Here is a 21,349-nt window from a genome sequence, read left to right as displayed (position 1 = left end):
GCGTCGCGCAGAGCCGCCCGCCCCCGTCGTGACCGACGTTCCCTACGACCCGGATCTCGAAACCGCCCACGGCGTCGCGGATTGGCCCTATGGCCGATCCGCCATCGCGCTCGCGCGCCCGGACGCCTTGCCGGACGGACGCCCGTGGCCGCGGCTGCGCGTGCTCACCGTCGCCTCCGGCGATGCGCCGCGTCTGGCGGACAGCATCGCCTCGGTCGCCCGGCAGGACTACCCGGAATGCCGGCACGACGTCGTGCCGCCGGGATCGCCGTCGCCCGCCGCGATCCTCGCCGACGACGGGGTCGACTTCGTCCTGGTCCTGCGGGCGGGCGATCTCCTGGCGCCCGGCGCGCTCGCCGCCCTCGTTCTCGACGCGGTCCTCTCGGGGGCGGATGCGGTGGCGGGGCTTCGGGTGCTGTTCGACGACGCGGTGACCGGCCTCGACCTGCCCTCGTCGGCGGGGGATGACGCCGCGCCGGACGCCGTCTTCACCGGCGGCGAAGTTCTGTGGCGGCGTGCCGCGCTCGGCATGCTGGACAGCTTCGATCCGGTCGACGCCGGGTGGACCGCACGCGCCTGGTCGGCAGCCGTGCGGACAAGGGCCGGCGTCACCCGCATCGGCCGGCCCGTCCTGCTACAGCGCGAGCGGACGATTCACTCAACGTATTCAAGTCCATCCGCGTCTTCCCCTCCCCCCTTCGCGGGGGAGGGTGGGCCTCGCGTCAGCGAGGGTCGGGAGAGGGGAGCGCCGTATCCGGCACCGTCGCGCCCCTCTCCCCCCCTGCTCCGCAGGGTACCCTCCCCCGCCAAGGGGGGAGGGAAGAGTGGTGCCGCTTCCCTCTCGATCGCCTCGCTCACCGGCACGGGGCATGCCGGCGGTGCCGGGATCGCGCATCGGCGCATCGGCGAGGCGCTGCGGCTCGCCGGGCACCGCGTCGCGGAGTTCGTGCTCGCGCACGAATCGCCGCCCGCCGCGGCGGAATGGACCGATGCGTTTCCCGTCGCCGAAGCCGCGATCCACGCCGGCGACCACGACCTCGTGCTCGCCGGAAACCTGCACGGCGCCACCCGAAGCCTCGCCGTCGCCGGGCGCCTCGCTGCCGAGCGGCCCGTCGCGCTCGTCCTGCACGACCTGTTCCCGCTGACCGGCCGCTGCGCCCACCCCCGCGGCTGTGCCCGGATCGAGACCGTCGGCTGCGACGCCGCCTGCCCGACGCCGGACGAGTATCCGCAGCTCGGCCGGCATCGCATCGCCGGTGCGCAGGCCGGCAAGCGTGCGGTGCTCACCCGGCGGGACGGTCCGATCCTGCTCGCCAACTCGGCCTGGACGGCCTCGCGCGCCCGGGCGCTCGCGCCGCCGGGCGCCGTGGTCGCGCCCCTGGCGCTGGCCTTTCCGACGAGCGTCTTCCGGCCCCGCGATCGTTCGGCCCTGCGTCGCAGACTCGGGCTTCCCGCCGACGACCTGCTGATCCTGGTCTCGGCGGTGGTGCTCGACGGACCGGACAAGAACGTCGGCGATCTCGCGGACGCCCTGCGCCGCGTCGCCGGTCCCGGCGTCGGCTTCGTCGCGATCGGCCGGCTCGACTATCCCGCGCGCCTCGCCCTGCCGAACCTGTTCGCGCCCGGGCTGATCGCCGACGAGGCGCACCTGGCCGCCTGGTACGGCGCCTGCGACCTGCACGTCACGGCGAGCCGGCTCGAGACGCTGGGGCAGACGCCGATCGAGGCCGGCCTGTGCGGAACGCCGACGCTGGCCTATCGCACCGCCGGCCTGACCAGCTCGGTGATCGACGGCGTCTCCGGGCGACTCGTCCCGGTCGAGCCCGGCGCGCTGGGCGATGCCCTCGTCGAGCTCGTCGCCGATCGGCCGGCGCTCGCCCGGCTCGGCGCCTTCGCGCGGATCGCCTTGGAAAGCCGGTTCAGCCCGGCTTCCTGCGCGATCTCGCTCGACCGGGTGTTTCGCGAGCGCGGCCTGTTGCCGCCGGACGGGGGCCGCCTGCGCTTCGCGCCGGCGCTGCTCGGCCATTTCCCGTTCGCCGCGATCCCGGCTGCGGCCGCGACCGGCCTCGTCGCCGCGCCGTCCAACCCGCTCGTCCGCGGGCTGCGCCGCGCCAAGCAGCGCCTGCTCGGGCGCCGCCTGCCGCCCTGGGCGCGGCGCGGCCTGTACTGGGCCGTCCGGCTTCGATCGCTCGGCGGAGCCCGGTGATGCGCGGCCCGATCTACCTCGACCAAACCCATGTCCGCGGCCACGTCACTGGCATCGAGCGGGTGGCGCTCGACCAGTTCACGCCGGCGATGCTCGCCGGCGCGGTCCGGCCCCTGCGCAGCCGCAGCATCCCGGGGATGATCCTCGCGCAGCAGCTCGGCCTGCCGCTTCGCGCGGCACGGGAGCCCGAGGCGCAGTTCGTGATGGCCGGCTTTCCCCCCGGCCCGCTGATGGCGCCGTTCGCGGAGCGCTGCATCCTCTGCGTCTACGACACCTTCCTCCTGGACCGGCCGGAGGATCTCGCCTGGAAGAGCCGGCTCTACATGGCGCCGGCGTTCCGCTACGCGATGCGCTGGGGTCGGCGCTTCCTGGTGATCTCGCGCAAGACCGGCGCGGATTTGCGCCGTCACTGCGCCGACGACGCCCTCGTCGCCCTGCTGCGGCCGGCGGTGCGCGACGTGTTCGGCCTCGACGGGCTCCCCGGCCCCGCCGCCTATCGGCCCGAGGCGCCGCTGCGCATGCTGGCGATCGGCACGATCGAGCCGCGCAAGGATTACCCGGCGGCGATCGCGCTCGCGGCGGCGTTGAACCGCGCCGGCGTGCCGGCCGAGCTGCACATCGTCGGCCGCCTCGGCTGGGGCCGGCACGCCTTCCTCGACGATCCGCCGCCCTTCCTCACCTGGCACGGCTATGTCGGCGACGATGCGCTGCGCACCCTCGCCGCCAGCGCCCACCTTCTGCTCTCGACTTCCAAGGCCGAAGGCCTCGGCCTGCCCCTGCTCGAGATCCAGCATGGCGGCCTGCCGGTGGTCGCCCCCGACGACGCGGTGTTCCGCGAGGTGCTCGGCGAATCCGGCCTGTTCCTCCGCCCGGGCGATCCCGAGGGCGCCGCCTCGGCGCTGATCCAGGCCGTCCGGTCCGGCCGCTTGGCGGAAGCCGCGGCCGACGCGCGGGCAAACGTCGCACGATGGAATCGCTTGGCCGCGCGCGACGCGGAGGCGTTCCGCGGCTACCTCGCCGCGGGCGTGTCGGCCTACGGGCCAGACAACCTCGTCGCGCCCGATGGGGTCGCGCCCGATCCGGTTATCCCCAAGCGGTGAGGCGGACTACGTATTGAACGTCGCGCCGGCGGATCGTTAAGCATGCCACGCTGTCTTGTCTTGAAGAGACGCTGTTCGCCCCCGTTTCCAAGGCATTGGGAAAGATTTTGCGGCAACCAGAGAGCGCAACCTGCGGTCCGCAGATTGCGGAGACGTCATCGAACACCGCCATCGCCGGGCGCTTCCGGTTCAAGGTGGCACGGGAACGCTCCGAAACGGGATCGTTCCTGGAAACCGTTGGGCAGGTGAGGGACAGAGACCGATGTTCGATTTCTCGACCCCCGTCCGCGGCGAGCCCGTGGAGGTGACGCTGCCGCCGCGCTTCTCCGATCGGGCCGACCCGGGCACGATCCTCCGCCGCCTGTGGCGCGGAGCGAGCTTCATCGTGCTGGGCGGCCTGTTCATGGTCGCCGCCGCCGTCGCGCTGCTCGGGCTGCTGACCCCGGTCTACACCTCCAGCATCCAGATCCTGGTCGATCCCTCCGATCTCCGCGTCGTCGACAACGACGTCAGCGCCCGCACGCCTCAGGCCGACAGCGGCGTGTCGCTCGCCGAGAGCCAGACCAAGGTGATCCAGTCGGACAACGTCCTGCGGCGCACGGTCGAGAAGCTCGACCTCGATCGCGACGACGAGTTCGCCAAGCCCGAGTCCGACAACCCGACGATCGTCTGGCTGCGCACGGCGCTCGGCATGCTGCCGCCGCCCGGCAGCCGCGACCCGGTCAACGTCGCCGTCGACACCCTGCAGACCAAGCTGACCGTGCGCCGGGCCGAGCGCACCTTCGTGATCGACGTGCTGGTGCAGTCGCGCGATCCGGAGAAGGCGGCAAAGATCGCCAACGCCATCGGCGACGCCTACTTCGCCGAGGAGGCCAGCGCCCGCACCGAGGCCGCTCGCCGCGCCTCGGACGCCCTCAACGGCCGCCTGTCGAGCCTGCGCCGCGACGTCGAGCTCGCCGAGGGCAAGCTCCTGAAGTACCGCGAGGACAACAACCTCGTCGCGTCGAGCGGTCGCCTGCTGACCGACCAGCAGCTCGGCGACCTCAACCAGCAGCTCGTCACGGCCCAGATCAAGACCGCGGAATCGCGCTCGCGCCTCGAGCAGGCGCGCAAGATGAAGGCCGGCGACGCCAGCACGGCGCTGCCGGAGATGCTGCAATCGCTCGAGATGCAGGCGCTCCGCCAGCAATACGCGACGCTCTCGCGCAACACCGCCGAGCTTGCGACCCGCCTCGGCGAGCGCCACCCGGCGATGGCCGAGCAGTACGCCCAGCAGCGCGACCTCCAGCGCCTGATCCAGCGCGAGAAGGAGCGGATCATCGAGACGACGCAGAAGGACTACGATCGCGCGGCGGCGAGCGAAACGGCGATCCGCAAGAGCCTCGACCGGGCCAAGGCCGAGACCGTCACCAGCGATCGCGCCAATGTCGGCCTGCGCGAGCTGGAGCGGACGCTCGAATCCCGCCGCGGCGTGTACGAGACCTATCTCCGCCGTTCGCGCGAGGCGAGCGAGCAGGAGCGCCTGAACAGCATCAACGTCCGCATCATCTCGCCGGCGGTCCCCGCCCGCACCCGGACCTGGCCGCCCTCGCCCAAGGTGGTGCTGCCGCTGGCCCTGCTCGTCGGGATGATGCTGGGCGTGGCCATCGCGCTGTCGCTCGGCGCCGCCCGCGACCGTCGCAACGACCGCAACGAGCGCCGCGCCGCGACCGTGCCGCCCCGGAGCTTCCGAGCTGCCGATGCTTGAGGCGGGACAGGCGCAGGCCGAGGACGACGGCGCGGTGAAGGTCGCCGGCTTCGCCATTCACCCCGCGATGCCGCGGCCCCGGGCCGTCCGCGGGACGAGCCCTCGCCTCGAACCCGGTCATGCGGCCGGCGCCACGCCGGAAACCCCCTTAGATCGCCGCAGCGAGGCCGGCAGCGCCTGGCGCGTGCGGATGTTCGGCCACGACTTCGCCGCCGGTCCCGCAGCCGGGATCCTCGCCGCCTCGGCGATGCAGCCGTCGGCCGGGCCGCGCCTCGTCGTCACCGCCAACGTCGACCACATCGTCCTGCTCTCGGAGAACGCCGCCTTCCGGCAGGCCTATGCCGGCGCCGTCGCGCGGACGCTGGACGGCACGCCGCTGGTCTGGCTCGCGCGGCTGCGCGGCCAGCCGGCCGCCCGCGTCACCGGACACGACCTCCTCGCGCACGCGCTGTTCGCCCGGCCGGTCGAAGGCCGCCGCGTCTTCCTCGTCTGCTCGCGGGACGCGGTCGCCGAGGCGATCCGCGACCGGCTCAAGCGGTCCGGCTATGACGCGGATGCCGTCGCGACCTGCGTGCCGCCCTTCGGCTTCGACGACGACGCGGAGTACGGCCGCGCGCTGTCGGCTCGCATTCGCGAGCACGGCACCACCCTGCTGGTCATGGGCGTCGGCGCGCCGCGCTCGGAGATCTGGGTGACGCGCCAGGGTTCGGCCCTCGGCACGCCGCTCGTGCTGGCGGTGGGCGAGGCGGTCAACGTCGCCGCCGGGCTGGTGCCGCGGGCGCCGGTGATGCTGCAGCGTGCCGGGCTCGAATGGGCGTTCCGGTTCGCCTTCGCGCCGCGACGGCTGTTTCGGCGCTATTTCGTGCGGTCGTGGCGCTTCCTCGCGCTCCTGCGCGGCGAAATCGGGAACCGGGACGCGGCCTGACGCGCCGCTTCGCGGCTCCGCGGGTTCAGGCGGACGCGAACAGGTGCGGGTGCCGCAGGCGCAGCGCGAAGACCAGGGTCAGCGTCTTCATGTCCGCGATCTCGCCGGCGTCGCTGCGGCGGGCGAGGTCGTCGAGCGCCACCTCGTGGACGGTGATCGCCTCGTTCTCCTCGGCCAGCCCGCCGCCCGGTCCCGACCGGTCGGCCGCGCCGAAGGGGGCGAGGAACAGGTCCATCCGCTCGGTCGAGATGCCCGGCGCGGTCCAGGCGCTGACCACCCGCTCGAGCACGTTCAGGTCGACGCCGGTCTCCTCGTAGGCTTCGCGGCGGGCGCCGTCCTCCGGGTCGCCCTCGTCGAGGATGCCCGCCGGGGTCTCGAGCATGTCCAGCGGGCCCTCGGCGAAGAACACCGGGGCGCGGAACTGCGAGACCAGGAGCGCGACGCGGCGCGTCGGATCGTAGGGCAGCACCGCCACCGCGCGACCGTGATCCTCGATCTCGCGGGTGATGCGGGTGCCGTCCGGCATCGTCACCTCGGCGACGAGGAACCGGGCCCAGCCGTCATGAACGAGGCGTGTCCCGCGGATGATGGGTACCATGCCTGTGGATCTTCCTACCCGAGTCGCGTCGAGGCCGTTCTAGGCAGGCGATCGTTCAGGAATGAGGCGGCTTCGCGGAGTCTCCGGGGCAGGTGCCGGGGCCGCGGCGGATCGAGAACCGGGTCGCCGTGCCGATCCGGTCCCAGGCTTCGACGGTGTCGCCCTCCTCGCGCACGAGGTTCGGGATGTCGAGGCAGGCCAGCGGATCGGTGCAGGTCACCCGCAGCAGCGTGCCCGGCGGCAGGCGGCGCAGCGCCTTGCGCGTCCGCAGCACCGGAAGCGGGCACTTGAGGCCGGCGAGATCGAGGTCGATCGGTGGTGCGTCCGGCATGCGAGAACCCCGACGACGGGGCCGCCGTCGCCGGGGTCGATAGACCGGATCGATGCGGCTTGTCAGCCGGGCGAAGCGGCCGGCCGTAACCCTAGCGCGTGACGAGGAAGCGGTGCGGGTCGCCCGCCCGATTACGGGAACCGGCAATGGGTGAAGGCGGGGTCGACCGAGCGCTTCCACGATCCCTCGTAGTCGGCGAGGCGGTCCTCGGCATGCGAGCGCCCGGCCGCCACGATCGCCTCCAGCGGCTGCAGGTAGATCGTCTCGTCCCGTCCGGAGCCGTCGCGGCGGGCACGTGCCTTGAGGCCGGCCCGCGCGATGGCGAGCGCCTCGGCCGCGACCGCGCCCAGGCTGCGCCGCGCGACCGGGGTCGCGAGGCCCAGGCGCGGGACGGTGGCGCGCAGGGCCTCCCGGTCGGTGGCGCTCCAGCCCGAGACGAGGTCGAGGGCGGCATCGAGCGACGCCTCGTCGTAGAGCAGGCCGACCCAGAACGCGGCCTGCGCCGCGATCATGCCGGCATCGCCGACGTCGGCGCCGCGCATCTCGAGGAAGCGCTTGAGCCGAACCTCGGGAAAGGCGGTGGAGGCGTGGTTGGCCCAGTCGGAGACCGTGGCGTACTCGCCCGGCAACTGGGCGAGCTTGCCGGCCATCAGGTCACGGAACGAGGCGCCCGAGACGTCGTGGTAGGTGTCGCCGCGCTTGACGAAGTACATCGGCATGTCGAGCAGCCAGTCGACGTAGCCCTCGTAGCCGAAGCCTGCGTCGAAGGCGAAGCCGAGCATCCCGGTGCGGTCGGCGTCGGTGTCGCGCCAGATCTCGGAGCGTCGCGACAGGAAGCCGTTCGGCCGCCCGTCGGTGAAGGGCGAGTTGGCGAACAGGGCGGTCGCCACCGGCTGCAGCGCGAGCGAGGCGCGCAGCTTGCGCGTCATGTCGCCTTCCGACGCGAAGTCGACGTTGACCTGCACGGTGGCGGTGCGCAGCATCATGTCGAGGCCGAGCGATCCGACCTTCGGCATGTAGCCGGCCATGATCTTGTAGCGGCTCTTGGGCATCACCGGCGTCTCGGCGCGCGACCATTTCGGGCTCATCGCGAGGTCGAGGAAGCCGATGCCGAGGCCGTCCGCCACGCGCTTCGTCGCGGCCAGGTGCTCGTCGAGCTCGCGGGCGGTGGCGTGCACGTCGGCGACCGGCGCGCCCGAGAGCTCGAACTGCCCGCCGGGCTCGATCGAGATCGCGCCGCCTTCCGCAGCCGACAGGCCGATGACGTGGCCGGCATCGAGGATCGGCTCCCAGCCGGTCTCGCGGCCGACGCCTTCCAGCAGGGCGCGGATGCCGCGCTCGCCTTCATACGGCACCGGTTCGCGCGTCTCGACGTAGAAGGGAATCTTCTCGTGCTCGGTGCCGATCGCGAAGCTCTCGCGCGGCTTCTCGCCGGCCGCGAACCAGTCGATCAGTTCGACACGCGTGGTGAGCGGTGTCGTGTCGGACGTATCGCGCGCCATGCGCTGCCTCGCCGTGAAATCATGGGCTGAACTCGGGAAGCGCGACGGCCGTCTGGAAAAGAGCGATGCGGTCGTGCCCCGTCGCCGGGATGGGTCGTCCATAATCCAGGGCGCCGGACCCGACAACGCGACCTTGAGCGCCCCTGCCCCGCTTCGACCGGCAATCGTCGGGCGTCGGAGGCGCCGTGCGCGGTCGATGTGCGCGGGCGCACGCCGACCGATCTATCACCGCGCGTCGCCGAGCACGGCCTGGACCAGGGCGAGCGCCGCGACCGCGGCGGTGTCGGCCCGGAGGATGCGGGGCCCGAGGGAGAGCGCCACGGAGTTGGGCCGCGCCAGGATCGCCGCGCGCTCCTCCGGCGCGAACCCGCCCTCCGGGCCGATCAGCACTGCGAGCGGAACGGGGCCCGCCGGATCGGCGGCCCGGCGCAGGGCGGCGACGGGGTCGGCGATCGCGGCGTCCTCGTCGCAGAACACCAGCAGCCGCTCCGGCGCGAGGTCGGCGAGCGCCGCGGGCAGGCGCGCGGCTTCCATCAAGGCCGGCACGGCGAGGATGCCGCACTGCTCGGCCGCCTCGATCATGTTGGCGTGCAGGCGCTCGGTGTTGAGGCGGTCGCCTTGCGTGTAGCGTGTCAGGACCGGCCGGATCGTGCCCGCCCCCATCTCGACCGCCTTCTGGGCGAGGTAGTCGAGCCGCGCGCTCTTCAGGGGCGCGAACAGGTAGTGCAGGTCGGGCGGTGCGGTCTGGGGCCGTACTCGGTCGACGACGGTCAGATGCGCGCTCTTGCGCCCCGACGGCACCAGGCTCGCCCGCCACTCGCCGTCCCGCCCGTTGAACAGCAGCACCGGGTCGTCCGGCTGCCGGCGCAGGACGTTGAGCAGATAGTTCGCCTGCGCCCGGTCCAGGGGAAGGTTCGCGCCCGCGAAGAGGTCGTGCGCCACGTGGAGACGGGGCGCGGTGAAGTCGTAGGCCGCCATCCGGGCTCCGTCGCGTGCGGGATCGCCGCTGTCAACGCCGGAGCGAGGCGGCGCCGATGTTGCCGAAACATCACGGGCGCAGGTTTTCGAAACGTTACCCCGCCATGTCGGAGCCGGCCCGTTTGCGGCTCGATTGACGCCACATTCCTATGGCGAAGCGGAGCCCGGACATTCCGGACCGGCCGTACCGCAGCGCGGCCGACCTCCGGCTCGAAGACGACATCCGTCGACGCTGCGCGCCATGCCGACGGCGCATCGCCTGCGACCGGGGCGGATCTCCAGGGAGACGAGACCATGCGCTACAAGACCTACGGACTGGCCGCCGCCCTCGTCGCGGGCAGCTTCCTGGCCAGCACGGCCGCCTTCGCTCAGTCCGCCGAGTGCGGCGCGATCCAGACGACGCTGCAGACCCGCAAGGATCTCGTCGCCAAGGCGAACGTGGCGTCGAACGGAAAGAAGAAGATGACCCCGCAGGAGGCCTGCGCGCTGTTCGGCAAGCTTCAGTCCAACGGCGTCGAGGGCATGAAGTGGATCGCCGCCAACAAGGAGTGGTGCTCGATCCCCGACTCGTTCGCGGAAGGCTTCAAGGCCGACCACTCGAAGGTGGTGGGCATCCGCACCAAGATCTGCGGCATCGCGGCCCAGGCGACCAAGATGGAGGCTCAGGCCCGCGCTCAAGCCCAGAACGGCGGCGGCGGCGGCCTCCTCGGCGGCCCCGGCCTGACCGGCCAGTTCAAGATGCCGCAGGGCGCGCTCTGAGGCGGATGCGACCCGCCTCCCACCCGTTCCTCATCCCGTCCGGGCCCCGGTCGTGAATGCCGCGAAGGCGGTGGAATCCCGCGTCGCCGACGCGGTGACCGGCCATTGGGTCGACCGGCTCGCCCCGCGGGCCGCCCGGCCTTACCTGCGCCTCGCCCGCATCGACCGGCCGATCGGCTGGTGGCTGCTGCTGCTGCCGTGCTGGTGGTCGACGGCGCTGGCCGCCACCCGCGCCGGCCTGCCCTGGCCCGATCCGCGCCACCTGCTGCTGTTCCTCGTCGGCGCGGTGGCGATGCGCGGGGCCGGCTCGACCTACAACGACATCGCCGATCGCGACCTCGACGCGCAGGTCGAGCGCACGCGCTCGCGGCCCCTGCCCTCGGGGCAGGTCGGCACGCGCGCCGCCGCCATCTTCCTCGCCGCCCAGGCGCTGGTCGGCTTCCTCGTCCTGATGCAGTTCGATGCGTTCGCCATCGGCGTCGGGCTGTGCTCGCTGATCCCCGTGGCGATCTACCCGTTCATGAAGCGGGTGATGTCGATGCCGCAGCTGGTGCTCGGCCTCGCCTTCTCCTGGGGGGCGCTGATGGGCTGGGCCGCCCTGCTCGACCAGCTCGCAGCACCGGCCTGGCTGCTCTACGCCGGCACGATCGCCTGGGTGGTCGGCTACGACACGATCTACGCGGTGCAGGACATCGAGGACGACGAGATCGCCGGCATCCGCTCGTCGGCGCGGTTCTTCGGCGGCCGGCTTCGGGTCGCCGTCGGGGCCTGCTACGGGGCGGCCGTGCTGCTAATCGGCGCGGCGGCCTACGGGGCCGGGGCGGGACTGCTCGGTTTCCTGGGCGTCGCCGCGTTCGCGGGCCATCTCGGCCGGCAGGTCTGGCGGCTCAAGGCGCGGGACGGGCGGGAGGCGCTGGCCCTGTTCCGCTCGAATCGCGGGGCCGGGCTGATCCTGTTCGCGGGGCTCGCCGCCGATACGATCAACCAGGGCTGGCCGGGCTGAGCGCTCACGAGCGGGCGATGATCTCGTTCTCGCCGCGGTGGATCTGCGGGCGGACCGGGAGGCGGCCGGTCTTGCGGCGCACGAGGAAGCGCGGGCGGCGGTCGCCGAGCGAGCCGTGCCGGCGCCGAATGCGGGTCTTGCCGAGCATCAGCCGGCCGACCTGCGCCGACACGGTGGCGAGCACGCCGTCCTCGCGCACGATCATCCGCGGCAAGCCGGTGCGGGCGGCGAGGTCCCGCCAGATCGCGACGACCTCCTCCTCGCAGAACGGCCCGAGACGGGCGACGACGGCGCCGGCGGCGTTGACGAGGCAGAGGTCGAACCGGTCCTCGCCGCAGCTCTCCGCCTCGTCGGTCGCGAAGGTGAGCGCGATGCCGGCGGCCTTGGACGTCGCGGTGGCGGCGCCGAACACCGGCAGCGGCGAGGCGTCGAAGGCGAAGCGCGCCGGCGCGGCGCCGTCGCGATCGAGGCGATCGGTCTCGGCAAGATGATCGGTCGGGTTCCGGTCCATGGTGTCGAACGTGTTCATCTGCCCGCCGTCCATTTGCAAGTGGCGACCTGCTCGGGTCGTCCGTTATGCCAAGCAGATTGGCGTCTAACCTCCCCACGGTGCCTTAAGAGTGAGCGTTAAGCGATCGTGGACAGCGCGTTCGCGCTCGGAATGCTCAACGGTTCCTTGCCGCGATCGATGAAAACCGCCGGTTTCCCGCTGCGGCCTCGCGATCCTTGTGGCGCTTCGGGGCAGACCCTACAACGGTGCGGTCGCGCGCTCCGGCGCGCCGCCCCCCTGTCGCGATCGGGACCATCCGCACGTCGCATCGGCGCGCGGGTCGGCGCGAGCCGCGATGCCGATCCCCTCCCCCGTCGCCGGACACGGACCGCCATGACCGATACGATCTCAGCGGACTTCGTGCACGCCCTGATGCCGGACCTGCGCGAGGCGCTTCGCGAGGCGGCCTCCCTCGCCCTGCCCTTCTTCCGGGCCGGCAGCCAGACCTCGGCGAAGATCTGGTCGAAGGCCGGCGGCTCGCCGGTGACGGAAGCCGACGTCGCCGTCGACACCTTCCTGAAGATCCGCCTGAGCCAGATCGTGCCGGCGGCGGCGTGGCTGTCCGAGGAGACGGCCGACGACGCCGTGCGGATCGGTCACGACCTCGTCTGGATCGTCGACCCGATCGACGGGACCCGCGCCTTCCTGTCCGGGCATCGGGACTGGTCGATCGCGGTGGCGCTGCTGAAGGCCGGCGAGCCCGTGATCGGCTTCGTGAACGCGCCGGCGCTCGGGCACGATTACGAGGCGATCCACGGGCGGGGCGCGACGCGCAACGGCGAGCCGATCGGCGCGCGGCAGGGCGTCGCGCTGCCGACGGCCCGCGTCACAGGCCCGAAGCCAATGATCGACCGGCTGGGGCGTGGCGTCTCGCGCGATCTGGGGGACGCCGCCTTCGAGCGCATCGACCGGATTCCGTCGCTCGCCCTGCGCGTGGCCCGCGTCGCCGAAGGCTCGGTCGATGTCGGGCTGGTCTCCTCGGATGCCCGCGACTGGGATCTCGCGGCGGCCGACCTGATCCTCCGCGAGGCGGGCGGCTCCGTCTGCGACATGTCCGGCGTCGCGACCGTCTACAACCGGACCGATCCGGTGCATGGCGAGCTGGTCGCGCTGCCGAACGACCTGCGCGACGTCGTCGTGTCGGCCTGGGACCGGGGCCGGTCGTGACGATCTCGCGAGCTTGAGCCGGCCTGAAACGAAGAAGAGCCGATCCCGCATCTGCAGGATCGGCTCGGCGCGATCAGGCGTGGGCGGCTTCGCGAAGGGCCAGAGCGGCCGGCGCGAGCCCGAGGCGGTCGGCCAGATGCCAGCGCAACTCTCGGGGCGAATGATAATTGTAGGATCGATCGATGAGGTGGGAGAGGTCGAGGGTCGGGGCGTCCGACGTCGCGCTCTGCTTGATGCACCCCACCTTGAAGGTCGCCGAATCCGTGACGGGCGACCGGACGCTACGGCGTCGGGTGTATTCGAACAACATGGTGTGTTTGATTGTCTTCCGATGTGACCGGGTTTGCTCCGCCACGCGGCGGGCCCGGCTCTGTTTCTGTGGTGTTGCGATTAAGATTGCGTTTACCTTGACCGTCCGGCGCGGCCGCTCCCGGAGGATGGCAGCGTCGGATGGTTTCGACCGTGTTCACGGCCGCGTGGATGGGAGACCGATGGCCTCAGGCAGCCTGGAGGTTGCCGGCGGCGTCCTTGCCGCTGCGCTTGTCGGTCAGGATCTCGTAAGACACCTTCTGACCCTCGATCAGGTTGCGCATGCCGGCGCGCTCGACGGCGGAGATGTGGACGAACACGTCCTTGCCGCCGTCATCCGGCTGGATGAAGCCGTAGCCCTTGGTCTCGTTGAACCACTTCACGGTACCGGTATTCACGTAAAGAACCTCGTATCGACGATGGGTCGAGCCCTCGCGCTCATGAAAGCGCGAACGGATCGACTGACTTCTAAGTCTGGTATGGGTGGCAGGGCGTCGGGCAAGGAACCCGTAACCGGCGTCCGTCCCAGGGTTTGGGCCCCCCACAACCCTATCTAAGGGCTCCCTGCGGCCGCAACAAGGCAGGGATGCAGGTTCTCGGCGTGCCCGGGCAAAAGCGGAGGCCCGGCGGCTGGGATTCTCGCGGGCCCCAGTGCATATAAGGGTTCGCGCTCAGGCTTTTAGGCGATCCATGGCAGGTATCTCGGTTTCGTTGGAAGGGGCCAACATCCAGCTCTCCTTCCAGAAGGACGATCAGGCGACCGCCGTGGTGATGGATGCCCGCGCCGCCCGCGCCCTCGTGCGCGCCGTCGGGCAACTGCTCACCGCCATCGACGAACCCGAGGAGCCCGACATGGCCGAGGAGATGGGCGACGAGGAGATCGCGATGCTCGACGTGACCTCCTCCGCGATCGAGATCGGCACCGACGACCAGGGCCAGGCCGTCGTCGCGCTCCAGGCCGGCGCCCTGCCGCCGTTCCAGCTGCGCCTGACCGACGAGGAGGCCCGTCACGTGGCGACGAGCCTCTCCGAGATCCTCGCGGCCCCGCGCGACGTGCGGGCGTCGCACGGCGGCCACTGAGCCGGTCCTACATCCTGACGCCGGGATCGGTCGGGGCGCCGGGAAACACGTCCGGCTCCGAGCCGGGGCCGCCGGGCTCGTCGATGCCGGGTTCGTTCACCGGATAGGGCGTGCGCGGCCCGGTCGGCCCGATATCGGGCATCTCGTCCGGCGGGACGGGCGGCGGAAGGTCCCCGGGGGTCGGATCGGGGGTCGGAAGGCCGGGATTGGCCATGCGCTGCCTCGTGCAGTTGGGAATGAGCTAGCCAACGGATCGCCTGCGCGAGGGTTCCGCGCATTCCTGGGTTGCCGGATCGTCGGGGAACCGCGGGGAGACGTCCCGGTTTGCCGGCCGACGTCATCCATCGGAGCGAACCGCCATGCCCGACATCAAGCAAGCCAAGGTCCTGATCCTCGCCACCGACGGGTTCGAGGAGACCGAGCTCACCGTCCCGCAGGCCAAGCTGCGGCAGGCCGGCGCGACGGTCCACGTCGCGTCGCCGAAATCGCGCGAGAAGCCGGAATCGATCCGTGGCTGGGACAAGACCGATTGGGGCAAGAACGTCGCGGTCGACCTCGACCTCGAGACCGTCGATCCGTCTGCCTACGATGCCCTCGTCCTGCCCGGCGGCCAGATCAACCCGGACAAGCTCCGCCTCGAGCCGAAGGCGTTGGAGGTGATCAAGGCCTTCGTGACCTCGGGAAAGGTCGTCGCCGCGATCTGCCACGCGCCGTGGCTGCTGATCGAGGTCGGCGCAGCGAAGGGCCGTGACCTGACCTCGTTCTCCTCGATCCGCACCGACGTGATCAATGCCGGCGCCCGTTGGCACGACCGCGAGGTCGTGACCGACCACGGCATCGTCACCAGCCGGAATCCCGGCGATCTCGATGCGTTCTCGGCGAAGATCATCGAGGAGATCGCCGAAGGGCGGCACGAGCCCCGCTCCCTCGCCGCCTGATCGCGCGACGAAATCATGGAAGGCCGCCTGCCCTCTCGGCGGGCGGCCTTTTCGTCGAATGGAAGCCTCGTGCGCCGCTCAGCGCTTGGCGACGACGGCCTTCTGCGCCTTCGGCTTCAGGCCGGTGGTGCTGGCGATCAGCGCCGAGAGGTGATCCTGGTCGAGGTCCGCGGCCGCCTTCTGCGCCGGCTGGGCGGCGACGCGCTCGGGCTTGCGCGGCTCGATCGACCCGGTGGTCACCGGATCGGGCAGGCTCGCCAGAACCTGAGTGCTCGGCGCCGGATCGCGCTGGACCCGCAGCGCCCAATGGGCGGCGGTGGACAGCGCCGCGATCGCCAGGATCGCCTTGACGCCACTGGTGAGGAACCCCCGCATGATGGTCAAGCCCGACAAAACGCAGTGACACGCGACCGGTTCCCCGGCCCATTGCCACTGTTGCCGATGAGCGTGAACGAAATCCGAAGGTCGGCACCGGCTGCCGTCCCGGAACGGGGCGAAACTTGTGTGGGCCATGCGCCGGGTCCGCGGTTCCTGTTCCCCGCGCCTCCGACACGCCTGCAGCACCCCGGCCCACCAGGATTCACAGGAGCGGTCCAGAGAACTGGTCCGGGCCGCCCCGTCACTGCCGACCCCGCGTCCATGCAGGCCCGAGCGGGCTCGCGAAACCTTCAGGCGCATCGGCCGCGGGGACCGCCGATGTAGGTGAAGTGCAAAGAGCCGGCAACCGATGCTCAGGACGATCCGCGCGTCCGCGACGATCCGCCTGCCGCTTCGGCGAAGGCGAGGAGCGTGGCGACGTCGTCCTCGCCCTCGGGCGCCGCGAGATGCGCGAAGGTCTCGGCCGCCCCGGCGAACATCGCGCCGCCGGCCGGGTCCGGCGCCAGGAAGTCGACGATCTCGTGCATTTCCGCGACCCAGCGGTAGGCCTTCGGCATCATGTTGGGAAACCCGCCGGCGAAGCGGGCGAGCAGCTCCGGCTCGCTCTCCGCCAGCTCCGCCCGCAGCGCGTCGGCGGCGCCCGCGCGCTCTGCGCCGAGGACGATCGCCGCGGCCACCGCCTTCAGGCCCTTGTTGATGCCGGCATAGGCCATCTTCAGGGCGGACGCCGCCCCGACGCCGCCCGCGCAGGCCCGCATGTCGAGGCCGCATGCGCGCAGGGCCATCAGCGGCGCGAGGTCGTCGCCGCCGACGTAGACCCGCGGCCCCTTCGCGCCGGGTTCGGGCGGGAGCCCGAGGATCGCACCATCGAGGAACGGTGCGCCCGTGCCCGCGATGATCGCGGCGATGCCGTGCACCGTCGCCGGCGACACCGCATTGCAATCGACGTAGACCGGCTTTTTCGGCTGGGCCGCCAGGCTCGGGGCGAGGCGGGCCGCGAGGCCGGCGGCATCGGCCGGCGGCACGATCGACAGGATCAGGTCGGCCGCGGCGATCTCCGCATCGTCGGCGTGGCTCATGCCGGCGGCCCGGGCGCGGTCGCGGGTCCCGGCGCTCCGTCCGGTCAGCGATGTCAGGACGCGGACGCCGTTCTCGGTGAGGCGGCGGGCGACCGCGCTTCCCATGGCGCCCGGGGCGATGACGGCGATGGTCGGCATCGAATCACCTCAAGCCATGGCCCGAACCACAGGGACGATCCGCGGCGGATCCGTATCGAGGTGGCGGGCACCCGATGGTGCCCGCCGTCGTCGTGCTAGCGCAGCGAGCCGCAGAAGCGCTGGATGCGGTTGCACGCTTCCTCCAGCGTCTTGGTCGAGGTGGCGTAGGAGATGCGCAGGTTCGGGCCGAGGCCGAAGGCCGAGCCGTGCACGGCGGCGACGCCCTCCGCCTGCAGCAGCTCGGTCACGAAGTCCTCGTCGGTGGCGATGGTCTTGCCCGACGGGGTCGTGCGCCCGATCGTCTCGGCGCAGGACGGGTAGACGTAGAACGCGCCCTCCGGCGTCGGGCATTGCAGGCCCTTGGTCTGGTTCAGCATCGAGACCACGAGGTCGCGCCGCTCCTGGAACGCCGCCTTGAACTGCGCGAGGTGCGCCTGCGTGCCGTCGAGCGCGGCCACCGCCGCCCATTGCGAGATCGAGCACGCGCCCGAGGTCTGCTGGCCCTGGACGAAGTCCATCGCCTTGATCAGCTTTTCCGGGCCGGCGGCGTAGCCGATGCGCCAGCCCGTCATCGCGTAGGCCTTCGAGACGCCGTTCATGGTCAGCGTGCGCTCGTAGAGGCCGGGCTCGATCTGCGCCGGGGTGACGAATTCGAAGTCGCCGTAGGTCAGGTGCTCGTACATGTCGTCGGTGAGCACCCAGACGTGCGGGTAGCGCATCAGCACGTCGGTGATCTTCTTCAGCTCGGCGTGGCTGTAGGCGGCGCCCGAGGGGTTCGACGGCGAGTTGAGGATGATCCACTTGGTCTTCGGCGTCAGCACCCGCTCCAGCTCCTCGGGCTGGAGCTTGAAGTCGTGCGCCATGTCGGTCTCGGCGAAGACCGGCGTGCCGCCGCAGAGCACCACCATCTCCGGGTAGGACACCCAGTAGGGGCGCGGGATCACGACCTCGTCGCCGGGGTTGAGCGTCGCCAGCAGCGCGTTGTAGATCACGTGCTTGCCGCCGGTGCCGACGATGGTCTGGGAGACCTTGTAGTCGAGCCCGTTCTCCCGCTTGAACTTCTTCACGATCGCTTCGCGCAGCGGCACGATGCCCGACACCGGCGGATACTTGGTCTCGCCCCGGGCGATCGCTTCGATCGCGGCCTGCTTGATGTGCTCGGGCGTGTCGAAGTCGGGCTCGCCGACCGACAGGCTGATCACGTCCATGCCGCCGGCTTTCAGGTCGCGCGCCTTCTGCGTCATCGCGATCGTCGCGGATGGTTTTACGCGCGAGAGGGCGTCGGCGAGAAAGCCCATGGTCGGGTGCTCCGGTTTTCATGCAGGTTTCGCCGTCCCGTGACGGCGGCGGGACCGTAGTCGCGGCTCCTGGGACGAGCAAGGCGCCGGCTCGGGGTTCGCCGGCAAACGTCACGCACAGGGTGCAGGGCTCGTGCTCGACCGCCGCCTCGACGGCGGCTTCCGGCGACACCATCTCCTGGCGATGGCAACGCTCTCCGTCCTCGACCTGTCGTTCGTCGGTTCCGGCTCCAGCCCGGCTCAGGCGCTGCGCGACACCCTCGACCTCGCCCGCCACGTCGACCGCCTCGGCTACGGGCGATACTGGCTCGCCGAGCACCATGCCCTGCCCTCGGTCGCGAGCCCGGCCCCCGACATCATGGTCGGCCAGATCGCGGCCGCGACCCGGACGATCCGGGTCGGCTCGGGCGGGATCATGCTGCCGAACCACGCGCCGCTGATGGTCGCCGAGCGCTTCAAGGTGCTGGAGGCGCTGTTTCCCGGGCGGATCGACCTCGGCCTAGGGCGCGCGCCCGGCACCGACGGCATCACCGCCCAGGCGTTGCGCCGGCGCGAGGCGCCGCGCGGCGGCGACGACTTCCTCGAGCGGCTGCAGGAGCTGATGCTGTGGGAGACCGGCGGCTTCCCCGAGGGCCATCCGTTCAACACCGTGACCGTGATGCCGGCCGGCGTGCCGCTGCCACCGATCTTCCTGCTCGGGTCGTCCGACTACAGCGCGCATCTGTCCGCACGCCTCGGGCTCGGCTTCGCCTTCGCGCAGCACTTCGCCTCATTCGACGCGCGTGGCCCGATGCTCGACTATCGCCGCGGCTTCCAGCCCTCGCGGTGGGGCACCCGGCCCCATGCGATCCTCGCGGTCGCGGCCGTCTGCGCCGAGACCGAGGCGCAGGCCGAGCGTCTGGCGCTCAGCACCCAGCTGGCGACGCTCCGGCGCGAGCGCGGCGAGTACGCTCCGATCCCGACGCTTACCGAGGCCGAAGCCTATCCCTACAGCGATGCCGAGCGCGCCCGCATCGCCCGCGGCCGAGACCGGTTGCATGTCGGCACGCCGGAGACTGTGCGCGCCCTGCTCTCGGGCCTCGCCGAGGCGACGCAGGCCGACGAGATCATGGTGGTCTGCGCCGTTCCCGATCAGGAGGCCCGGCGGCGCTCCTACAGCCTGCTGGCGCAGGCCTGGGAACTCGCCGAGACGGCCGCGGCAGCGTGAATCGCCGGACGACATCCTGACCAGCCTGTCGCCTCGACCGGTCCCGGGCTCCTGACATCGATCCGGGATCGGCGCATCCTGGCGGTCTCGACGCGGCTTCGCGGCGTCGGGCACGCGGATGGCCCGTCGAAGGGCCACCACCCAGGCATCGACGATCTCGGGAGGAGAGAACGATGGGCGATCGACGCGATTTCCTGAAGGCGACGGCCGGTCTCGCGGCCACCGCCATGGCCGCCCCGGTCGCGGCACGGGCCGCGGAGAAGGGGCCGCCCGCGCCGACTGCCTTCGGCATGCCGCGCGACATGATCCTGATCAACCTGCGCCGCGACGGCGGCTACGGCCTCGGCCTGAAGACCCCGGACGGCGTGCTCGACGTCGCCGCCGCCGGGAAGGCGGTCGGCCTGCCGGTGCCGGCCGACATGGACGACCTTCTGCAGAACGGGAAGGGCCCGATGCTGCGCGCGGTGATCGATGCGGTCGAGGCGGCCCCCGACCCGCGGCTGACGATCCCCGAGGACCGGATCGCCTACGCGCCGCTGGTCACCCGGCCGGAAAAGATCATCATGATGGGATTCAACTATCGCAAGCACGCCGAGGAGACGGGAACGCCGCCGCCGAAGGACCCGCCGCTGTTCAACAAGTACAACAACACGCTCAACCATCACGGCGGCACGATCCGGCTGCCGACGCAGGCGGCGCGCGAGTTCGACTACGAGACCGAGCTGGTGATCGTCTTCGGCCGGGAATGCCGCGACGTCTCGGAGGCCGACGCGCTCGACTACATCGCCGGCTACGCCACCGGCAACGACTTCAGCGCCCGCGACCTGCAGACGCTGACCTCGCAGTTCATGCTCGGCAAGACCTCGGACGGGTTCGCTCCGCTCGGGCCCTACCTCGTCACCGCCGACCGCGTGCCCGACCCGAACAATCTGCGCCTGGTGACCAAGGTCAACGGCGCGGTGCGGCAGGACTGGACGACCGCGGACATGATCTTCAACTGCCGCCAGCTGATCAGCTTCGCCTCGAAGGTGATGACCATCAAGCCGGGCGACGTCTTCTACACCGGCACGCCGCAGGGGGTGATCTTCGGCGAGAAGATCCCGCGGGCGGAGCGGCAATGGCTGAAGCCGGGCGACGTCATCGTGTCGAGCCTCGAAGGGCTGGGCGAGCTGCAGTTCAGCCTGGTCTGACCGGCGTTCGGAAATACCTATCCGCCCGCTCTCAACGGTCCACACCGCTTGCGGGAACGACGTGGCTCCGTACCGGCAACCGAGGGATCGCGCGGATCACCGCGCGGTCCTTTCTGTCGTCTAGGGCCGAGGCCGCCGCGTCTCAGCCGCCGAACAACCCGCGCAGGCGGCTGAGGAAGCCGCCGGTCGGGGTCGTCGCGGCGGCGGCGGCGCTCGTCGGCGCGGCCGCGGCCGCCCGCGTCGGCGCCTGAACCAGCCCCAAAGCCGCCGTGTCCGTGCTCTCGCGATCGATCAGGATCAGGCCGCCGGTGTCGCGGGTCTCCGCGTAGGGGTCGAACGGCACCGCGCGGTCGAGCTTGAGCGTGACGTCGGCGATGTCGTTGGCGACGAGCTTCTCCGCCGAGCCGGGCTGCCCGGTCTCGGGGTCGATGCGGTTGCGGATGCGGTCCACCACGGCGTTGGCCGTGACGGTGCCGACCTTGGCGAGCAGCGCCGTGCCGGGGGCGAGCTCGGTCTCGGCGGCCCAGAACAGGCGCACGTCGAGGGTGTCGGAGACCTGCATCGGATGCGAGGCGGCGGCGATGACGCTGCCGCGCGAGGCGTCGACCTCGTCGGCGAGCACCAGGGTGACCGACTGGCCCTCCTGGGCGCTGGCGAGATCGCCGTCCGGGCCGACGATCCGCGCCACCGTGGAGGTGCGCGCCGACGGGGCGATCGCCACCGCGTCGCCCGGCTTCACCGTGCCGGCGGCGATGAGGCCCGAGAACCCGCGGAACTCCGAGTTCGGCCGGTTAACCCACTGCACCGCCATGCGGAACGGCGCGGCCAGCGCCTCCTCGTGCACCGGCACGCTCTCGAGATAGGCC

General features: G+C 71.6%; 23 protein-coding genes. 11 read left to right on the top strand and 12 right to left on the bottom strand.

Going from position 1 to position 21,349, the window contains the following annotated elements:
* Positions 1 to 28: 28 nt before the first annotated feature.
* From MKK55_RS19275 to MKK55_RS19260, 4 genes are all read left to right on the top strand, one after another.
* Positions 29 to 2,206: a glycosyltransferase gene (locus MKK55_RS19275; protein ID WP_243937182.1), complete on the top strand. Its 2,178-nt coding sequence runs from the start codon at positions 29 to 31 to the stop codon at positions 2,204 to 2,206.
* Positions 2,206 to 3,306: a glycosyltransferase gene (locus MKK55_RS19270; protein WP_243937181.1), complete on the top strand. Its 1,101-nt coding sequence runs from the start codon at positions 2,206 to 2,208 to the stop codon at positions 3,304 to 3,306. Before MKK55_RS19275 ends, MKK55_RS19270 begins: the two co-directional genes overlap by 1 nt.
* A 262-nt stretch (positions 3,307 to 3,568) precedes the next feature.
* Positions 3,569 to 5,053 (top strand): GumC family protein, encoded by a 1,485-nt coding sequence (locus tag MKK55_RS19265; protein ID WP_147728333.1) that lies wholly within the window; start codon positions 3,569 to 3,571, stop codon positions 5,051 to 5,053.
* Entirely contained in the window at positions 5,046 to 5,978 is a 933-nt protein-coding gene (locus MKK55_RS19260) for a WecB/TagA/CpsF family glycosyltransferase (RefSeq protein WP_243937180.1), read from the top strand. Before MKK55_RS19265 ends, MKK55_RS19260 begins: the two co-directional genes overlap by 8 nt.
* A gap of 25 nt (positions 5,979 to 6,003) precedes the next feature.
* Here the strand turns inward: MKK55_RS19260 and MKK55_RS19255 are convergent, their stop codons facing one another.
* From MKK55_RS19255 to MKK55_RS19240, 4 genes are all read right to left on the bottom strand, one after another.
* A complete protein-coding gene (locus tag MKK55_RS19255) occupies positions 6,004 to 6,576 on the bottom strand; it encodes an NUDIX domain-containing protein (RefSeq protein ID WP_147844208.1) in 573 nt (190 codons plus the stop codon).
* Positions 6,577 to 6,631: 55 nt separating this feature from the next.
* On the bottom strand, positions 6,632 to 6,907 hold the full coding sequence (locus tag MKK55_RS19250; RefSeq protein ID WP_147728331.1) for a sulfurtransferase TusA family protein: 276 nt from the start codon (positions 6,905 to 6,907) through the stop codon (positions 6,632 to 6,634).
* Between the two features lie 131 nt (positions 6,908 to 7,038).
* Complete coding sequence (locus MKK55_RS19245; protein ID WP_243937179.1) at positions 7,039 to 8,409, bottom strand: glutamate--cysteine ligase; 1,371 nt, start codon at positions 8,407 to 8,409, stop codon at positions 7,039 to 7,041.
* Between the two features lie 225 nt (positions 8,410 to 8,634).
* Positions 8,635 to 9,387: a 16S rRNA (uracil(1498)-N(3))-methyltransferase gene (locus MKK55_RS19240; protein WP_147725963.1), complete on the bottom strand. Its 753-nt coding sequence runs from the start codon at positions 9,385 to 9,387 to the stop codon at positions 8,635 to 8,637.
* A gap of 294 nt (positions 9,388 to 9,681) precedes the next feature.
* Between MKK55_RS19240 and MKK55_RS19235 the strand changes: the two genes are divergently transcribed.
* Positions 9,682 to 10,146 (top strand): hypothetical protein, encoded by a 465-nt coding sequence (locus MKK55_RS19235; protein WP_147843066.1) that lies wholly within the window; start codon positions 9,682 to 9,684, stop codon positions 10,144 to 10,146.
* A 52-nt stretch (positions 10,147 to 10,198) separates the two neighbouring features.
* The gene (gene ubiA / locus MKK55_RS19230) at positions 10,199 to 11,149 is read left to right on the top strand and encodes a 4-hydroxybenzoate octaprenyltransferase (RefSeq protein ID WP_147843065.1); all 951 of its coding nucleotides are present in this window, start codon (positions 10,199 to 10,201) and stop codon (positions 11,147 to 11,149) included.
* A 4-nt stretch (positions 11,150 to 11,153) separates the two neighbouring features.
* Here the strand turns inward: ubiA and MKK55_RS19225 are convergent, their stop codons facing one another.
* Positions 11,154 to 11,678 carry a DUF6101 family protein gene (locus tag MKK55_RS19225; protein ID WP_243937176.1) on the bottom strand — a complete coding sequence of 175 codons (525 nt, stop codon included), beginning with the start codon at positions 11,676 to 11,678 and terminating at the stop codon, positions 11,154 to 11,156.
* A 354-nt stretch (positions 11,679 to 12,032) separates the two neighbouring features.
* Between MKK55_RS19225 and MKK55_RS19220 the strand changes: the two genes are divergently transcribed.
* A complete protein-coding gene (locus MKK55_RS19220; RefSeq protein ID WP_147843064.1) occupies positions 12,033 to 12,866 on the top strand; it encodes a 3'(2'),5'-bisphosphate nucleotidase CysQ in 834 nt (277 codons plus the stop codon).
* Between the two features lie 73 nt (positions 12,867 to 12,939).
* Here MKK55_RS19220 and MKK55_RS19215 read toward each other — a convergent pair whose 3' ends face one another.
* Together MKK55_RS19215 and MKK55_RS19210 are read right to left on the bottom strand one after the other, a co-directional pair.
* On the bottom strand, positions 12,940 to 13,176 hold the full coding sequence (locus MKK55_RS19215; RefSeq protein WP_147725966.1) for an AsnC family transcriptional regulator: 237 nt from the start codon (positions 13,174 to 13,176) through the stop codon (positions 12,940 to 12,942).
* 187 nt (positions 13,177 to 13,363) lie between these two features.
* Positions 13,364 to 13,573 (bottom strand): cold-shock protein, encoded by a 210-nt coding sequence (locus MKK55_RS19210; protein WP_147725959.1) that lies wholly within the window; start codon positions 13,571 to 13,573, stop codon positions 13,364 to 13,366.
* 292 nt (positions 13,574 to 13,865) lie between these two features.
* Here MKK55_RS19210 and MKK55_RS19205 point away from each other — a divergent pair, with 292 nt between their 5' ends.
* Positions 13,866 to 14,255, top strand: a complete 390-nt coding sequence (locus MKK55_RS19205) for a hypothetical protein (RefSeq protein ID WP_147843063.1) — start codon at positions 13,866 to 13,868, stop codon at positions 14,253 to 14,255.
* Between the two features lie 7 nt (positions 14,256 to 14,262).
* Here MKK55_RS19205 and MKK55_RS19200 read toward each other — a convergent pair whose 3' ends face one another.
* Positions 14,263 to 14,469, bottom strand: coding sequence for a hypothetical protein (locus tag MKK55_RS19200; RefSeq protein WP_243937174.1), 207 nt, complete (start codon positions 14,467 to 14,469; stop codon positions 14,263 to 14,265).
* Between the two features lie 145 nt (positions 14,470 to 14,614).
* Here MKK55_RS19200 and MKK55_RS19195 point away from each other — a divergent pair, with 145 nt between their 5' ends.
* Positions 14,615 to 15,193 (top strand): type 1 glutamine amidotransferase domain-containing protein, encoded by a 579-nt coding sequence (locus tag MKK55_RS19195; protein ID WP_147843062.1) that lies wholly within the window; start codon positions 14,615 to 14,617, stop codon positions 15,191 to 15,193.
* Between the two features lie 78 nt (positions 15,194 to 15,271).
* Here MKK55_RS19195 and MKK55_RS19190 read toward each other — a convergent pair whose 3' ends face one another.
* The 3 genes from MKK55_RS19190 to MKK55_RS19180 form a co-directional block, all read right to left on the bottom strand.
* Entirely contained in the window at positions 15,272 to 15,568 is a 297-nt protein-coding gene (locus tag MKK55_RS19190) for a hypothetical protein (RefSeq protein ID WP_147725955.1), read from the bottom strand.
* A 356-nt stretch (positions 15,569 to 15,924) separates the two neighbouring features.
* Positions 15,925 to 16,788, bottom strand: a complete 864-nt coding sequence (locus MKK55_RS19185; RefSeq protein ID WP_243937172.1) for an NAD(P)-dependent oxidoreductase — start codon at positions 16,786 to 16,788, stop codon at positions 15,925 to 15,927.
* 95 nt (positions 16,789 to 16,883) lie between these two features.
* Positions 16,884 to 18,086, bottom strand: a complete 1,203-nt coding sequence (locus tag MKK55_RS19180) for a pyridoxal phosphate-dependent aminotransferase (protein ID WP_243937170.1) — start codon at positions 18,084 to 18,086, stop codon at positions 16,884 to 16,886.
* A 184-nt stretch (positions 18,087 to 18,270) separates the two neighbouring features.
* On the opposite strand from MKK55_RS19180, the gene MKK55_RS19175 reads away from it, so the two are divergent.
* Both MKK55_RS19175 and MKK55_RS19170 read left to right on the top strand, forming a co-directional pair.
* A complete protein-coding gene (locus MKK55_RS19175; protein ID WP_243937245.1) occupies positions 18,271 to 19,293 on the top strand; it encodes an LLM class flavin-dependent oxidoreductase in 1,023 nt (340 codons plus the stop codon).
* Positions 19,294 to 19,466: 173 nt separating this feature from the next.
* Positions 19,467 to 20,483: a fumarylacetoacetate hydrolase family protein gene (locus MKK55_RS19170; protein WP_243937168.1), complete on the top strand. Its 1,017-nt coding sequence runs from the start codon at positions 19,467 to 19,469 to the stop codon at positions 20,481 to 20,483.
* A 142-nt stretch (positions 20,484 to 20,625) separates the two neighbouring features.
* Here the strand turns inward: MKK55_RS19170 and MKK55_RS19165 are convergent.
* Positions 20,626 to 21,349: elongation factor 1-alpha C-terminal domain-related protein (locus MKK55_RS19165; RefSeq protein ID WP_409566091.1), on the bottom strand; the 724-nt coding region annotated here is incomplete at its 5' end.

This window comes from Methylobacterium sp. J-059, from assembly GCF_022829485.1.
Taxonomy (GTDB): Bacteria; Pseudomonadota; Alphaproteobacteria; order Rhizobiales; family Beijerinckiaceae; genus Methylobacterium.
This window is presented reverse-complemented; position numbering and strand designations above follow the sequence as displayed.

Excerpts from the sequence above, each read along its gene's own strand:
- MKK55_RS19270 (WP_243937181.1), top strand. The coding sequence starts at position 2,206 with ATGCGCGGCCCGATCTACCTCGACCAAACCCATGTCCGCGGCCACGTC.
- MKK55_RS19265 (WP_147728333.1), top strand. The coding sequence starts at position 3,569 with ATGTTCGATTTCTCGACCCCCGTCCGCGGCGAGCCCGTGGAGGTGACG.
- MKK55_RS19260 (WP_243937180.1), top strand. The coding sequence starts at position 5,046 with ATGCTTGAGGCGGGACAGGCGCAGGCCGAGGACGACGGCGCGGTGAAG.
- MKK55_RS19255 (WP_147844208.1), bottom strand. The coding sequence starts at position 6,576 with ATGGTACCCATCATCCGCGGGACACGCCTCGTTCATGACGGCTGGGCC.
- MKK55_RS19250 (WP_147728331.1), bottom strand. The coding sequence starts at position 6,907 with ATGCCGGACGCACCACCGATCGACCTCGATCTCGCCGGCCTCAAGTGC.
- MKK55_RS19245 (WP_243937179.1), bottom strand. The coding sequence starts at position 8,409 with ATGGCGCGCGATACGTCCGACACGACACCGCTCACCACGCGTGTCGAA.
- MKK55_RS19240 (WP_147725963.1), bottom strand. The coding sequence starts at position 9,387 with ATGGCGGCCTACGACTTCACCGCGCCCCGTCTCCACGTGGCGCACGAC.
- MKK55_RS19235 (WP_147843066.1), top strand. The coding sequence starts at position 9,682 with ATGCGCTACAAGACCTACGGACTGGCCGCCGCCCTCGTCGCGGGCAGC.
- MKK55_RS19225 (WP_243937176.1), bottom strand. The coding sequence starts at position 11,678 with ATGAACACGTTCGACACCATGGACCGGAACCCGACCGATCATCTTGCC.
- MKK55_RS19220 (WP_147843064.1), top strand. The coding sequence starts at position 12,033 with ATGACCGATACGATCTCAGCGGACTTCGTGCACGCCCTGATGCCGGAC.
- MKK55_RS19215 (WP_147725966.1), bottom strand. The coding sequence starts at position 13,176 with ATGTTGTTCGAATACACCCGACGCCGTAGCGTCCGGTCGCCCGTCACG.
- MKK55_RS19205 (WP_147843063.1), top strand. The coding sequence starts at position 13,866 with ATGGCAGGTATCTCGGTTTCGTTGGAAGGGGCCAACATCCAGCTCTCC.
- MKK55_RS19200 (WP_243937174.1), bottom strand. The coding sequence starts at position 14,469 with ATGGCCAATCCCGGCCTTCCGACCCCCGATCCGACCCCCGGGGACCTT.
- MKK55_RS19195 (WP_147843062.1), top strand. The coding sequence starts at position 14,615 with ATGCCCGACATCAAGCAAGCCAAGGTCCTGATCCTCGCCACCGACGGG.
- MKK55_RS19190 (WP_147725955.1), bottom strand. The coding sequence starts at position 15,568 with ATGCGGGGGTTCCTCACCAGTGGCGTCAAGGCGATCCTGGCGATCGCG.
- MKK55_RS19185 (WP_243937172.1), bottom strand. The coding sequence starts at position 16,788 with ATGCCGACCATCGCCGTCATCGCCCCGGGCGCCATGGGAAGCGCGGTC.
- MKK55_RS19180 (WP_243937170.1), bottom strand. The coding sequence starts at position 18,086 with ATGGGCTTTCTCGCCGACGCCCTCTCGCGCGTAAAACCATCCGCGACG.
- MKK55_RS19175 (WP_243937245.1), top strand. The coding sequence starts at position 18,271 with ATGGCAACGCTCTCCGTCCTCGACCTGTCGTTCGTCGGTTCCGGCTCC.
- MKK55_RS19170 (WP_243937168.1), top strand. The coding sequence starts at position 19,467 with ATGGGCGATCGACGCGATTTCCTGAAGGCGACGGCCGGTCTCGCGGCC.